The sequence below is a fragment of the Alistipes sp. CAG:29 genome (genome assembly GCF_000435435.1).
Classification (GTDB): domain Bacteria; phylum Bacteroidota; class Bacteroidia; order Bacteroidales; family Rikenellaceae; genus Alistipes; species Alistipes onderdonkii.
The window spans coordinates 5,068-17,224 of the sequence record NZ_FR893424.1 but is presented as its reverse complement, the minus strand read 5'-3'; the positions used below and the strand labels follow the sequence as shown (position 1 = coordinate 17,224).

General features: G+C 62.3%; 13 protein-coding genes. 4 read left to right on the top strand and 9 right to left on the bottom strand.

What is annotated here, in order from left to right; translation table 11 throughout:
- The 4 genes from QVP03_RS03490 to QVP03_RS03475 form a co-directional block, all read left to right on the top strand.
- Positions 1-2,417: UvrD-helicase domain-containing protein (locus QVP03_RS03490; RefSeq protein ID WP_288210620.1), on the top strand; the 2,417-nt coding region annotated here is incomplete at its 5' end.
- A 1-nt stretch (position 2,418) separates the two neighbouring features.
- Positions 2,419-4,233: an ATP-binding cassette domain-containing protein gene (locus QVP03_RS03485; protein WP_022332218.1), complete on the top strand. Its 1,815-nt coding sequence runs from the start codon at positions 2,419-2,421 to the stop codon at positions 4,231-4,233.
- Between the two features lie 3 nt (positions 4,234-4,236).
- The gene (locus QVP03_RS03480; protein ID WP_022332217.1) at positions 4,237-5,307 is read left to right on the top strand and encodes a hypothetical protein; all 1,071 of its coding nucleotides are present in this window, start codon (positions 4,237-4,239) and stop codon (positions 5,305-5,307) included.
- Entirely contained in the window at positions 5,307-6,050 is a 744-nt protein-coding gene (locus QVP03_RS03475) for a hypothetical protein (protein WP_022332216.1), read from the top strand. The genes QVP03_RS03480 and QVP03_RS03475 overlap by 1 nt, the downstream gene beginning before the upstream one ends.
- Before the next feature lie 117 nt (positions 6,051-6,167).
- Here the strand turns inward: QVP03_RS03475 and QVP03_RS03470 are convergent, their stop codons facing one another.
- The 9 genes from QVP03_RS03470 to QVP03_RS03430 all read right to left on the bottom strand — a co-directional run bounded on the left by QVP03_RS03470 (position 6,168) and on the right by QVP03_RS03430 (position 12,027).
- Positions 6,168-6,737 (bottom strand): hypothetical protein, encoded by a 570-nt coding sequence (locus QVP03_RS03470; protein WP_022332215.1) that lies wholly within the window; start codon positions 6,735-6,737, stop codon positions 6,168-6,170.
- 12 nt (positions 6,738-6,749) lie between these two features.
- Entirely contained in the window at positions 6,750-7,226 is a 477-nt protein-coding gene (locus QVP03_RS03465; RefSeq protein ID WP_022332214.1) for an RNA polymerase sigma factor, read from the bottom strand.
- A 133-nt stretch (positions 7,227-7,359) separates the two neighbouring features.
- The gene (gene tsf / locus QVP03_RS03460) at positions 7,360-8,190 is read right to left on the bottom strand and encodes a translation elongation factor Ts (RefSeq protein ID WP_018697205.1); all 831 of its coding nucleotides are present in this window, start codon (positions 8,188-8,190) and stop codon (positions 7,360-7,362) included.
- 49 nt (positions 8,191-8,239) lie between these two features.
- Positions 8,240-9,166, bottom strand: a complete 927-nt coding sequence (rpsB, locus tag QVP03_RS03455) for a 30S ribosomal protein S2 (RefSeq protein WP_022332213.1) — start codon at positions 9,164-9,166, stop codon at positions 8,240-8,242.
- Between the two features lie 180 nt (positions 9,167-9,346).
- Complete coding sequence (gene rpsI / locus QVP03_RS03450) at positions 9,347-9,733, bottom strand: 30S ribosomal protein S9 (protein ID WP_022332212.1); 387 nt, start codon at positions 9,731-9,733, stop codon at positions 9,347-9,349.
- A gap of 5 nt (positions 9,734-9,738) precedes the next feature.
- Positions 9,739-10,194, bottom strand: a complete 456-nt coding sequence (gene rplM, locus QVP03_RS03445) for a 50S ribosomal protein L13 (RefSeq protein WP_018697208.1) — start codon at positions 10,192-10,194, stop codon at positions 9,739-9,741.
- 99 nt (positions 10,195-10,293) lie between these two features.
- The gene (locus QVP03_RS03440; RefSeq protein WP_022332211.1) at positions 10,294-11,196 is read right to left on the bottom strand and encodes an energy transducer TonB; all 903 of its coding nucleotides are present in this window, start codon (positions 11,194-11,196) and stop codon (positions 10,294-10,296) included.
- 97 nt (positions 11,197-11,293) lie between these two features.
- Positions 11,294-11,707, bottom strand: a complete 414-nt coding sequence (locus tag QVP03_RS03435) for a DUF3592 domain-containing protein (protein ID WP_022332210.1) — start codon at positions 11,705-11,707, stop codon at positions 11,294-11,296.
- Positions 11,704-12,027, bottom strand: a complete 324-nt coding sequence (locus tag QVP03_RS03430) for an energy transducer TonB (RefSeq protein ID WP_022332209.1) — start codon at positions 12,025-12,027, stop codon at positions 11,704-11,706. Before QVP03_RS03430 ends, QVP03_RS03435 begins: the two co-directional genes overlap by 4 nt.
- Between the last annotated feature and the right edge of the window lie 130 nt (positions 12,028-12,157).

The window sequence follows — 12,157 nt, the reverse complement described above, 5'->3', positions numbered from 1 at the left end:
CCTACAAAGGCGCGGGCTGCGCGGCCTATTTCTACGCCGTGGCGGGCGGCAGCTTCGAGCGCTACGGAAGCCGCGCGGAGGCGGCCTGCACCAGGGACGAGGCGTGGGGAAAACCCGGCAGCACGGCACAGGGGCTGCGTTCCCGGCTGCAACCCCTGCTGCGCGAAATGTGCGGCCTCTACGATGAGAACGTCCGCGCGTGGAACACCTGCGACCTGCTGCGCGAGAACTACCGCAGCTTCGCGCTGCTCTCCGACCTCTATGCCAAGGTGCAGCAGATGTGCGACCAGGAAAACATGATGCTCCTCTCGGAGACCAAATACATCCTCTCGGAATTCATCGGCCACAACGACGCGCCGTTCATCTACGAGAAGGTCGGCAACCGCTTCGAACACTTCATGATCGACGAATTCCAGGACACCTCCGTGAAGGAGTGGGAGAATTTCCTGCCCCTGCTGCAAAACGCCATGGCGCAGAGCGAGGCGACCTCGGTGCTGATCGTGGGCGACATCAAGCAGTCGATCTACCGCTGGCGGGGCGGCGACTGGAAAATACTCCACTCGCAGGCGCAACGGGCGCTGGGCGCGGACAGCACCGAACTGGTCAACCTCACGGAAAACTACCGCAGCCTGCCCGCCGTGGTGGATTTCAACAACAAGGCCATCGGCCGCGTGGTCGAAGCCGACAACCGGGCGCTCAACGCGACGCTGGACGAAGCCGCGGCGCGGGGCGACATGGATGCCCGCACCGCCGCCGGGCTGCGCGACACACTGTGCGACGCCTACCGCGAACATGCGCAGACACCCCGCCGCCTGGGCGGGAGACCGGGCTATGTTTCGGTGGAGACCTTCGCCGAACGGCCGCCCGTCGTGGAGCGCATCTGCGAGGTGCTGGACAAGGGTTTCCGTCCGTGCGACATCATGATCTTGGTGCGCGGGGCGACCGACGGCGCCAAGGTGGCCGCCGAGCTGCTGGATTTCAAACGCCGCAACGACGACCCGCGCTACCGGTTCGATGTGATGACGCAGGAAGCGCTGATCGTGGGCAACGCCCCCGTCAGTTCGTTCATCGCCGCGGCGCTGCGCCTGTCGCTCAACCCCGACGACTCGCTCAGCCGCGCCGTCTACAACCACTACCTCGGCCGCGGGTTCGACCGCCCGCTGCCCGGAGACGAACGCACCTTTTTCCGTTCGATCCGGCTGCTGTCGCCCGAGGAGGCGTTCGAGCGGATCGTCATGCGCCACGCGCTGCACGACGACAGGCAGCAGACGGCCTACCTGCAAGCCATACACGAACAGATCATCGGCTTCTGCGCCAGCAAGATCGCCGACATCGCGCTGTTCCTCGACTGGTGGGAGCAGCAGGGGCAGAACCGGTCGCTGAGCGTCGACGAGAGCGCAACGACCGTCGAGATCACGACCATACACAAGGCCAAGGGGCTCGAAAAGCGCGTGGTGCTGATCCCCTGGTGTTCGTGGCAGCTCGATCCCAAGTCGGGCGGCAACGTGACGAACATCGTCTGGGCCGAGGCGCAGGGCGATGCGGGCGCCGTCGGGCGCTTCCCGGTGAAATACAAGAAGGCGATGGCCGAATCGGGCTTCTCGGCGGAGTACTACCGCGAGCTGGTCTATTCGCACGTCGACAACATCAATCTGCTGTACGTGGCCCTGACACGCGCCGCCGAGTCGCTGCACGTCTTCATCCCCCGCAAGGGCGGCAAGAGCGTCGGCGGGCTGCTGCTGCAAAGCATCGGAGCCGACGGCGACAAAGCGCTGCTCGACGGCACCGAAGGGCGCCGCACCGTGACCGAGGAGGGCGAAAGGTTCGAATTCGGGCTCTTCACGGGCCCCGTGCCCGGCGGCGGCAAAGCATCCGACGGCAGGCACGTCGTGCTGGAGAACTACCCCACGGCACGCGCCGACCTGCGGCTGAGGCTCCCCTCGCAACGTTATTTCGAGGAGGAGGACGAGGTGGAACTCTCGCCCCGCAACTTCGGCATCCTGATGCACAAGGCCTTCGAGGAGGCCGACGACCGGCAACAGATCTACGAGGCCGTGCAGCGGATGCGGGACGACGGCACGCTGTCGCCCGGCGAAGCCGAAGCGCTGCGGGGGATGATCGCCCGGGTGCTGGCGCACCCCGTCGCGGGCGAATGGTTCGGAGGCGGCTGGCAGCGCGTGCGCAACGAGAACGAGATCATCGTCCCCGGCGCCGGGTCGACCCGGCGCCCCGACCGCGTGATGATCCGCGGCACGCGGGCCGTGGTCGTCGACTACAAGTTCGGAAGCCGCGACCCCGGACGCTACCGCCGCCAGGTGGGCGAATACCTCGGCCTGCTGCGGCAAATGGGCTACACCCAATGCGAAGGGTACCTGTGGTACGTGAAACTGGGGGAAATCGAAAAAGTGGAAGGATAAGATGAACGAAACCATCGGCATCATACCGCGTGCGTTCCGCCGCCGGGGAGTGTGGGTCGCCTGCACGCTCCTGCTGCGCGCAGGGCTGAATTTCCTCGGGCTGGCCATGCTGCTGCCCGTGCTGGCGCTGGTGCTCGACCCCGGCAGCCTCGAGGGCGGCGGGGTGCTGACACGCGCCTACGAAGGGCTGGGCTTCGCCTCACAACGCACTTTCGCGCTGGCGGTCTGCGCGGCTGTGGTGGGCGTGATCGTCCTGAAGTGCCTGCTCGGGCTGTGGCTCGCCCGCGTCGAACGCACCTATATTTACGACCTCTACCGCACGCTTTCGCGGCGGCTGCTCGTTACCTACCACGACCGGGGGCTGCCGTTCGTCAAGGCGTCGAACTCGGCCGTACTGGCCCGCAACGTCAACGTCGTCTGCCTGGCCTTCGCGGCGGGCGTGCTCAAACCCGCCGCCGCCATCGCCGCCGAGGCGATGCTGCTCGTGCTGCTGTTCGGGGCGCTGATGTGGTACACGCCCCTCGCGGCACTGCTCGCCCTGGCGGTCTTCCTGCCCTCGATCTGGCTCTATTACGGACTGGTGCGCAACCGCATCAACCGCTACGGGGAACTGGAAAACAAGGCGCAGCGCGAAAAGGCGCGGCTCGTGGCCGAGACCTTCCGCGGCTATGCCGACATCGAGATCAACAATGCCTTCCCGATGATGCTCCGCCAGTTCGACCGGGCGATGGATCAGGTGATCCGCACGCGCCTGCGCGAAACGGCGATCGGGCTGCTGCCCCAGACCTTCACCGAGGTCGGGCTGGCCGTGGGCATGGCCCTGCTCGTGGCACTGAGCCTCGGCGACGGCGACGGGCGGGCGCAAATGCTGTTCGGCGTATTCGCCGTGGCCGCACTGCGCCTGATGCCCTCGGTGCGCAACATCATGACCGGCTGGACGGCCATCAAATACAACCGCTACACGATCGGCATCCTGCGCGACGCCGCAGCGGACTGCCCCCCGGCGCCGGCAAACCCGGACTGCCGGGACACCCCCGGCCCGCGCAGCACATCCGCCGCAACCGTTGCCCCCGGCAATTCCGGCAATTCCGGCAATTCCGGCAATCCCGGGAACCCCGCCGCCGATACCGCCAGCTCCCCCGAAAAGCTGCCGTTCCGGCATGAGATCGCCGTGCGCGACCTTAGGTTCCGCTTCGCGGACGGCGGGCGCGAGCTTTTTCACGGCCTTTCGCTGACGATCCGCAAGGGCGAGCGCATCGGTATCCGCGGAGCCTCGGGCGCCGGGAAAACGACGCTCTTCAACCTGCTGCTGGGGCTGTACGAGCCGAGCGGGGGTGAAATCGCCATCGACGGCACGCCACTTACGGCGGCCAACCGCCGGGCATGGCAGAACCGCATCGGGTACGTCTCGCAAAACCTTTTCATCGCCGACGGCAGCTTCGCGGCCAACGTCGCGCTGGGCATCCCCGCCGGGGAGGTCGACCGGGAGCGGGTCATGCAGGCGCTCCGCGCGGCACAGCTCGGGGAGCTGGTCACCGGGCTGGCGAAAGGGATCGACACCCACGTCGGGGAGTGCGGCTGCCGCCTCTCGGGCGGACAGCGCCAGCGCATCGGCATCGCCCGTGCGCTCTACCGGCAGGCCGACGTGCTTTTCTTCGACGAGGCGACCTCGGCGCTCGACAGCCGCACCGAAGAGGAGATCAACCGCTCTATCGCCGGGCTCGCTGCACGGGATGCCGGGCTGACACTGGTCGTCATCGCCCACCGCGAAAGCTCGCTCGAATACTGTAACAGGATCATAACGATAGGAGAATAAAACATGGAATACCTCATAGCCGGCATACGCATCGACATCCCGCACCGGTTCACGACAGGCGCCTTCGGCATGGCGCTGGCACCGTTCGCGGCCGAAAACAAAACGGAAACGGACGCCGGCAGCAACCGTATGGCGGGCCCCGTGCCCGGAACGGCGACAACCGCAGCACCCTCCCCGTCGGAAACCCCGGGGACGGAAAGGAGTGCACCCCACCCTGCGACATCCCCGGCGGACACGGCACAACCAGACCTCATCCTGCACACGGGACTGCTCGCCGGCGACACGGCCGGCTATTGCGAACTCGACGCATTCGACTTCACCGACGCCGATGCCGACTGCCGTTTCGGCCGCGACACGGAGGGCTACCTGCTTACCATGACACCCCGCGACGGCAGCGCCCCGGCACGGTTTCACAAAGCCTTCGGCAGCCCCGACGCCACGAGCGACATCACCCCGGAGCACAATCCGGCGCTGTTCCGCTTCGGGCTGTGGACGATGTTCAACATCGCCGCGCTGGAACGCCGGGCGGTAGCCGTACACTCGTCGGTGATCAGCCTGGACGGGCGCGCCGTACTCTTCCTCGGCGAATCGGGCACGGGAAAGAGCACCCACACGCGCCTGTGGCGCGAGCATATCCCCGGGGCACGCCTGCTCAACGACGACAGCCCGATCATCCGGATCGCCCCGGAAGGGGCTGCCGAAGCGGCAAGCGCTCCCGCGGCAGATACGATTCCCGCCCTGCAAGGCGTTCTCGCCTGCGGGTCGCCGTGGAGCGGCAAAACCCCGTGTTACCGCAACGTAAGCCATCCGATAGCGGGCATCGTGCGGCTTTCGCAGGCACCGCAGAACCGCATCCGCCGCCTGCGTCCCATCGAAGCCATCGGGGCGCTGCTGCCTTCGTGCCCGCCGTCGTTCGCACACGACGAGCGGCTGGAAGACGCCATCTGCCGCCTCGTATCCCAAATCGTGGCGCAAGTCCCCGTCTACCACCTCGAATGCCTGCCCGATGCCGCGGCAGCCCGTCTCTCCTGCCGCACGGTATTCGGTGACGACGCCCCAAACACCCTCCGCTGATGCTGCTGACCAACCGCCTCTTCTTCGAACAGGTCGAAGCGATGCTCGCCGAAGGACACGAAGTCCAGATCCGCATGAAAGGGCACAGTATGCGGCCGCTGCTGCGCAACGAACGGGACATCGCCGTACTGACCCCGATTGCGAAATATGCCCCGGCACCTGTCCCGGCAGCCGGGGCACCTGCGGATCCCGTCCCCGAAACCCGCGCCGCCGACGGCAATGCCAGCACCGCCCGCCAGACCCGACTTTCCGGCGACACCCCCGGCACGGCACCCGACCTGCACACACCCGCCTGCGGCACCCGCCATCCGGCTCCGCCGCCGAGCGGCATCGGCGCCCTGCGGACGGGCGACGTCGTCCTGTTTCGCTGCGAAGGGCGCCATATCCTGCACCGCATCGTCGGGATCGAAACAGGCGTCCGCTGCGAAGGAAACCGTCCCGTATGCGCACCAGCCGCAGGGAATGCCCCGTCCCCTGCGGCATCCGCGGAAAACCCCGCAGAGAGGGATTCCGCCGCGGGGACACTCCGTTTCACCCTGTCCGGGGACGGTAATTACCGCACGACGGAGCATTGCCTCGGCAAGGATATCGTCGCCGTGATGACGGCTGTCACCCTGCCGTCGGGACGCATCGTCCGCACCAGCTCCCGCCGCTGGAAACGGCGGTCGCGCAGGTGGCTGGCACTCCCCCGGGGCGTGCGGCGTTTCGTCCTCCGGGTCATGTGGCGGCTCGGAATCCGGTAACCGGAGACCGGACGGCCGATAAATGCGGTTCCCGGGAAACGGCAGTCTGCAAAAAAGCACTCCAGACCGGCCAACGAAACAGCCGCACCGGAGTGCGTCTGTTTCCAGCACAAAGCGTTACGCTTCATCGAATTCCCGCAGCTCGCGGATACGCCGCTGCAGGTCACGGATACGCCCCCACTCATGATGTGTTATCACGATGCAGGCAACCGCCGTCAGCGAGAGCAGGGCGGCGACCGTCCACCACATGCCATGCGCCGTATAGTAGCCCGCCGCATACAGCAGCATGCCTGCAACGAACAGGATTACGACGACATACTGGAAAATATAATACGCTCCGGCAAAGGCCGCATAGCGGGTCATGCGGTGTTCACACTCGACGATATCGGCATCGCAGCGCGACACCCGCAGCAGCAACCACAGGGAAAAGAACGAAGGGAGCAGACATAAAAGGTAGCCCGCCACGACCCACCAGATGAAAATACCGGATACTCCGCGGAATTTGCCGATTGCGACACATAGCGGGACAACCGCCACACCCAACAGCAGCATGAGCTGTACATAGTGCAAGTACGAACCGACACGTCCCCGCAGCATACGTTCCATATCCTGCCGCCGGATCACCTGCTCCCGGTCGAGCCGTTCCGAGAGTACTTTCCATTTGAGTTTCAACTCTTCGAGTTCCATAATTCCTGAATTTTACCGGTTATACATTTTACGCAGTTTGCAGCGGATACGGGTCAGTTTCACGGCCACATTGCCGGGAGACAGGCCCGTGATGGCGGCGATCTCCCCGGCGGGACGTTCTTCGAGCCACAGCAGGATCAGCGCCCGGTCGAGCCGGCCCAAGCGTGAGATCACCGCATACAGCTCGTCGAGCTGCTCGCGGGCCTGCATATCGTCGTCGCACGCCAGGTCGACCGAAAGGCGCACGCTTTGCGGACGCCGCATCCGGCGGCGGACAAACGAAATGCAGGTATACAACGCGATGCGGTATACCCACGTGGCAGTTTTGCTCTCTCCCCGGAAATCGGGGAATCCCCGCCACAGAGCCAGCACGACCTCCTGAAAATAGTCGTCGATCTGCCCGCGCCCGGGTGCATAGACATAGCACACCTTGTAGATTATGCGTTTGTGATGCTCGATAAGTTCGATGAACCGCTGTTCCGTATCCATGTTTCAGCCTTTTACCCCAATAGTCGCCAGGGAGTGCAAAAAATTACGGCTGCCGATAAAAAAGGCCGAAACCACAGTGGGTTTCGGCCTTTTCGAATATATGGCGGGGCGCATCGCACCCCTTGGTGACAGATTACTCGCCCAGCGCGAAACGCTTGTAAGCGACAACCGTAGCCTCCTTGTCCGCCTTGTGGATGAACTCGGCGATCGTCTCCTTTTCGCCTACCACCGGCTGGTTCAGCAGCGTGTTCTCCTCGAAGAACTTGCGCATCTTACCCTCGGCGATCTTCTCGAGGATAGCCTCGGGCTTGTTGGCGTTCTTGGGATCCTGCTTCATGGCCTCGACGGCGATCTTACGCTCGTGCTCCACGATCTCCGCGGGGCAGTCGGCCTCCGAAATCGAAACCGGAGCCATCGCCGTAGCCTGCATGGCAACGGTGTGGGCGACCTCGGCGGGAACCTCCTTGTTGAAACCGAGGATCGTGCCGAGCTTCTTGTTGAAGTGCACGTAAGCGGCGCAATAGGGAGCCTCGATGCGGGCATAGTATGCCAGTTCGATCTTCTCGCCCGTCTGTCCCGATTTCTCGGTCACCATCTCCTCGACGGTGTGGCCTTCGTCATTCTTCGAGGCCATCAGGGCGTCGCGGTCTGCGGCGTCGTTCTTTACGGCAACCTCCAGCATCGCGTTGGCCGATGCGGTATATTCTGCATTCTGAGCCACGAAATCGGTCTCGCAGGCCAGGCAGAGAAGGTAAGCCTTCTGGCCTACGATCTTCGTAACGACGACACCCTCGGTAGCGGTGCGGTCGGCGCGCTTGGCAACGACGAGCTTGCCTTTCTCGCGGATAATGTCCTGAGCACGTGCAAAGTCACCTTCGGCCTCGATCAGGGCATTCTTGCAGTCCATCATACCGGCACCGGTCATCTTGCGGAGCTTCATTACATCAGCAGCTTTGATTTCCATAATAATTTTCCTTTCTTTTTATTGTTAATTGATTTCCCCAAAAAGGCGATTACTCGGCCTTGGCCTCGGCTGCAGCCTCTTCGGCTGCTGCTTCGGCTACAGCTTCAACTGCTGCTTCAACTGCGGGCTCCTCGAACGGAGTCTCCACAGCTGCGACGACCTCGGCTACGGCGGCCTGCTCGGCATCGATAGCGGCCTTCACGGCCTTCTTGATGCGGGGCTTGCCCTCCTTCTTCACGGGAGCGTCGGCACCTGCCTCAGCCTCCTGGGCTTCCTTCTCCTTTTCGAGCTTACGCTCCTCGGTACCCTCGGCGATTGCGGCGCACATGGCTTCGAGCACCACGGCAATCGACTTGGTAGCATCGTCATTTGCAGGTATAACGTAATCAATGTCGGTCGGATCACAACAAGTATCTACCATTGCAAATACGGGGATGCTCAGGCGTTTTGCCTCCCTTACGGCGTTGGCCTCCTTCTGCACGTCGACGACGAACAGGGCGGCCGGCAGGCGCGTCAGGTCGGCGATCGAGCCGAGGTTCTTCTCGAGCTTCGCGCGCTGGCGGGAAATCTGGAGCTTCTCACGCTTGGAGAAGTTATCGAACGTGCCGTCGCTATTCATCTTGTCGATGGTAGCCATTTTCTTGACGGCTTTACGTATGGTGGGGAAGTTTGTCAGCATACCGCCTGCCCAACGCTCTGTGACGTAAGGCATACCGACGGCTGCCACCTTTTCGGCAACAATATCCTTGGCTTGTTTCTTCGTGGCTACGAACAGCACGCGGCGGCCGCTCTTGGCGATCTGCTTGATGGCTGCGGCAGCCTCATCGATCTTGAGCACGGTCTTGTGCAGGTCGATGATGTGGATGCCGTTCTTCTCCATGAAGATGTAAGGAGCCATTTTGGGGTTCCATTTGCGCTTCAGGTGACCGAAGTGCGCACCGGCTTCCAATAATGTATTAAAATCTGTACGTGACATTTTAATTCAATCGTGTTTGTTAATTTTAATTCTCTTTTCTTCAACCCGACGGGTAGCGGCCTGGCCGATCCCACGGGTTTTCCGCGGCGGGGCAACCTGAAAGTAATACGCGTATAGATAATATAGGTAGTCTTTCCGGTTTGTAACCCGCACCGTGCTTGCCGAAATCCGGTCGTGCGATTAACGCTTGCTGAACTGGAACTTGCGGCGTGCTCCGGGCTGACCGGGCTTCTTACGCTCAACCTCGCGGGGATCGCGCGTGAGGAACCCGGCCTTTTTCAGTGCCGGACGCATCTCAGCGTCGATTTCGCACAATGCGCGTGCGATGCCCAAGCGAGCAGCCGAAGCCTGTCCCGTAATACCACCGCCATCGAGGTTGATGACGATGTCGTAATTCTCCACCGTGTTGGTAGCCAGCAGCGGCTGCTTCACCTGGTACTGGAGAATTTCGAGCGGGAAGTAAACTTCAAGCGCCTTGCGGTTGATTGTAATCTGACCCTTACCCGGCTTCACGTATACGCGAGCCACAGCGGCCTTACGACGACCTACGGTGTTTACAACTTCCATAACTCTTACTTAATCTCGTTTAACTTAATGGTCTTCGGGTTCTGCGCTGCGTGCGGATGCTCCGTGCCGGCATATACCTTCAGGTTTCTGAGCAGCGCGGCGCCCAGACGGGTGCGGGGCAGCATGCCCTTGACTGCTTTTTCGACGATGAACGTCGGTTTCTTGGCCAGATAGTCGGCAGGCGTAGCGAAACGCTGGCCGCCGGGGTATCCGGTGTGACGCGTGTAGACCTTGTCGGTCATTTTTTTGCCCGTGAGCTTCACCTTGTCCGCGTTGATGACGATGACGTAGTCACCGCAGTCCACGTGGGGCGTGTAGCTGGGCTTGTTCTTGCCTCGGAGGATCTTCGCGATCTGCGATGCAAGACGTCCCAATACCTCATCCGCAGCGTCGATGACGACCCATTCCTTGGTCACCGTCGAAGCATTGGCCGAGATAGTCTTGTAGCTTAATGAATCCACTGTGTTTTACGTTTAATTTAACTTGTTTGTAATCCGTTCCCCGCACTTTACGGGTGCGCAAAGGTACTAAAAAGTTTTCGTTCTGCAAAATAATACGGATTAAAAACGAGAATAGTCATCAACGCCGACCCGGACTTCCCGTCCCGGGACGGACGGTCGCACCGGCTGCCCGGCAGGCCGGGTTCTGTCCAGCCGGAAAATCAACGGAAGCGTATACCTCACCTGCACCGGTTCACCGTTCCCGAGCCGTCCGGGTTCCCACTTGGGCGACAGGGTGAGCACCCGCCCTACTTCCCGGATCAGGGCCAGATTCAGTCCCTGCTCCACGACGATTTCGGACAGCGTCCCGTCCTTTTCGACAATGAACGTCACTACAATGTCGTCTTCGACTTCATCCTCGAGCGCCTCCCGGGGATATTTCAGGTTCTCCATCACCCATTTGCGGAAACTTTGCAGATCCCCGCCCTGAAATAGCGGCATCCGTTCCAGTTCCCCGGCCACATCCTCCTCCAACGGAATTCCATCCGACAGCCCCGCCGCGAGCGAATCCGCGGCCGTAGGCACCGCCAACTGGATATTGACGGGCATTACCAGTTTCGTGCGCACCGCAACGTTCCCCAGGCGTCCGGGAGTCCACCGCGGTGCGGAGGCGAGCACACGCAGGACTTCGGCCGAGCATCGTTCGTCCGTCGAACTGACCACTTCCGGCTCCTCGACCGCCCCTTGCCTGCCGACGACGAACGACACGACCAGGCGCGCCTCGACCCCCTCGCGGAACATCTCCCCGCCGAAACAAAGATGCCGGAACACCCAGTCCCGGAAAGCGAGCACGTCGCCCCCCTGGAACCGGGGAGGCTCGTCCACGCGCAGGTAAACAGTCCGGCCGGAAGCGGCGGTATCCAGCCTTACCACGGCGGAAGAATCCGGCAGGATGGCCGGATGTGCCGCAGCGCTGCCCGCAAAGTACGGGAGCGCAGCAAGGAGAAAAAAGAATCGGGTCATTTTCAAATGGATTCGGGTAGACGATCCCTGCAAACATACGATTTTATATCCGGAATTACAAATCGAACGGGCAGGCAGGCGGGAACGCGGCCGCGGGTCAGCGACCGCTACGGGAACGTCCGCGGGCATGGCGGACGACCTCGTAGCGTCCCGCCGAATCGGTCACGAGCCGGTGCACGCCGGGGTCGTCGGGCAGGTAGCGCACCACGACCGAATCGCCGATGCGGGCCGTATGGAGGTTCTCTTTTTTGCGCACCTTACCGGTGTACGTTTGTCCGCCGACCACATAACGGTAATCGAAGTAACAGACCGTATGTTTCCCGCGGTAACGACGGCTGCGGGGCCTGTACCCGACGAATTCAGCCCGTGAAGAGCTGCCTGTCAGCACGGCCTTCGTCTCGACGCCTTCCGCCTGCAACCTCCCGGAGATATGCCCCGACCGGAGGAGAGCCGCCCCGAGCAGGGCAGCCGGCACGCAGAGAAAAGCAATGATCCATTTACCTCGGCTCATAATTCAGGAATCAGTCCGGACGAAAATACGAAAAACGAGGAACGGATGCCGTACAACGACGGCTCCACCTGCGTAACGTTCCCGAGCGTGTCGATGACGAAGCTAACGAGGATACGCCCCTGCTCGCCCCGGTCGAAGGCCTCGCGGGGATAGCGGATATTGCGGTACACCCAGGCACGGAACTCCGTGAGGTCTCCGCCCATAAAGGTCGGATATTGTTCTAAACCCGTGTGGAAGACGCACTCCCCGGCCTCGGAATCCTGTGCCGCAGCCCCCTGCGACACACACAAGGCAAGCAACCATACACACCATTTTTTCATAGTCAATGTTTTTTCACCGGATACAAGCGGATCGGATTTTTCATAAAGATACAAAAAAATCGCACTGTTGTCCAATAAAACGCATCCGGCAACAAAAAAAAACGGAATGAAGAGGGAGCGCGTGACGGGA

What these genes read in the sequence shown, in the direction of transcription:
- tsf (WP_018697205.1), bottom strand. Translation starts at nt 8,190, where the DNA reads ATGGAAATCAAAGCTGCTGATGTAATGAAGCTCCGCAAGATGACCGGT.
- QVP03_RS03480 (WP_022332217.1), top strand. Translation starts at nt 4,237, where the DNA reads ATGGAATACCTCATAGCCGGCATACGCATCGACATCCCGCACCGGTTC.
- QVP03_RS03465 (WP_022332214.1), bottom strand. Translation starts at nt 7,226, where the DNA reads ATGGATACGGAACAGCGGTTCATCGAACTTATCGAGCATCACAAACGC.
- rpsI (WP_022332212.1), bottom strand. Translation starts at nt 9,733, where the DNA reads ATGGAAGTTGTAAACACCGTAGGTCGTCGTAAGGCCGCTGTGGCTCGC.
- QVP03_RS03435 (WP_022332210.1), bottom strand. Translation starts at nt 11,707, where the DNA reads ATGAGCCGAGGTAAATGGATCATTGCTTTTCTCTGCGTGCCGGCTGCC.
- QVP03_RS03485 (WP_022332218.1), top strand. Translation starts at nt 2,419, where the DNA reads ATGAACGAAACCATCGGCATCATACCGCGTGCGTTCCGCCGCCGGGGA.
- QVP03_RS03430 (WP_022332209.1), bottom strand. Translation starts at nt 12,027, where the DNA reads ATGAAAAAATGGTGTGTATGGTTGCTTGCCTTGTGTGTGTCGCAGGGG.
- QVP03_RS03440 (WP_022332211.1), bottom strand. Translation starts at nt 11,196, where the DNA reads ATGACCCGATTCTTTTTTCTCCTTGCTGCGCTCCCGTACTTTGCGGGC.
- QVP03_RS03475 (WP_022332216.1), top strand. Translation starts at nt 5,307, where the DNA reads ATGCTGCTGACCAACCGCCTCTTCTTCGAACAGGTCGAAGCGATGCTC.
- QVP03_RS03470 (WP_022332215.1), bottom strand. Translation starts at nt 6,737, where the DNA reads ATGGAACTCGAAGAGTTGAAACTCAAATGGAAAGTACTCTCGGAACGG.
- rpsB (WP_022332213.1), bottom strand. Translation starts at nt 9,166, where the DNA reads ATGTCACGTACAGATTTTAATACATTATTGGAAGCCGGTGCGCACTTC.